This is a genomic window from Streptomyces sp. NPDC043853 (genome assembly GCF_056436025.1).
In genome coordinates this window covers 2,173-3,381 of the sequence record NZ_JBWKDJ010000027.1, presented here as the reverse complement: position 1 = coordinate 3,381, position 1,209 = coordinate 2,173, and the positions used below count along the sequence as shown (strand labels likewise).

The 1,209-nt window shown below is 56.2% G+C and carries 1 rRNA gene (only partly in view); it reads right to left on the bottom strand.

Features of this window, described 5'->3' with window-relative positions:
- Positions 1–32 precede the first annotated feature (32 nt).
- Positions 33–1,209 (bottom strand): 23S ribosomal RNA (locus AC067U_RS36820) (it continues 2,029 nt past the right edge of the window).

Sequence of the window (1,209 nt, the reverse complement as noted above, 5' to 3'; positions counted from 1 at the left end):
CTTCAGAACTAACACAGTGGACGCGAGCAACTGAGGACAAGCCCTCGGCCTATTAGTACCAGTCAGCTCCACCCGTTACCGGGCTTCCACATCTGGCCTATCAACCCAGTCGTCTACTGGGAGCCTTACCCTCTCAAGGAGGTGGGAATACTCATCTTGAAGCAGGCTTCCCGCTTAGATGCTTTCAGCGGTTATCCCTCCCGAACGTAGCCAACCAGCCATGCCCTTGGCAGGACAACTGGCACACCAGAGGTTCGTCCGTCCCGGTCCTCTCGTACTAGGGACAGCCCTTCTCAATATTCCTACGCGCACAGCGGATAGGGACCGAACTGTCTCACGACGTTCTAAACCCAGCTCGCGTACCGCTTTAATGGGCGAACAGCCCAACCCTTGGGACCGACTCCAGCCCCAGGATGCGACGAGCCGACATCGAGGTGCCAAACCATCCCGTCGATATGGACTCTTGGGGAAGATCAGCCTGTTATCCCCGGGGTACCTTTTATCCGTTGAGCGACGGCGCTTCCACAAGCCACCGCCGGATCACTAGTCCCGACTTTCGTCCCTGCTCGACCCGTCGGTCTCACAGTCAAGCTCCCTTGTGCACTTACACTCAACACCTGATTGCCAACCAGGCTGAGGGAACCTTTGGGCGCCTCCGTTACCCTTTGGGAGGCAACCGCCCCAGTTAAACTACCCATCAGACACTGTCCCTGATCCGGATCACGGACCGAGGTTAGACATCCAGCACGACCAGAGTGGTATTTCAACGGCGACTCCACAACCACTGGCGTGGCTGCTTCAAAGTCTCCCACCTATCCTACACAAGCCGAACCGAACACCAATATCAAACTGTAGTAAAGGTCCCGGGGTCTTTCCGTCCTGCTGCGCGAAACGAGCATCTTTACTCGTAGTGCAATTTCACCGGGCCTATGGTTGAGACAGTCGAGAAGTCGTTACGCCATTCGTGCAGGTCGGAACTTACCCGACAAGGAATTTCGCTACCTTAGGATGGTTATAGTTACCACCGCCGTTTACTGGCGCTTAAGTTCTCAGCTTCGCAACCCCGAAAGGTCACTAACCGGTCCCCTTAACGTTCCAGCACCGGGCAGGCGTCAGTCCGTATACATCGCCTTACGGCTTCGCACGGACCTGTGTTTTTAGTAAACAGTCGCTTCTCGCTGGTCTCTGCGGCCACCCCCAGCTCAGAGT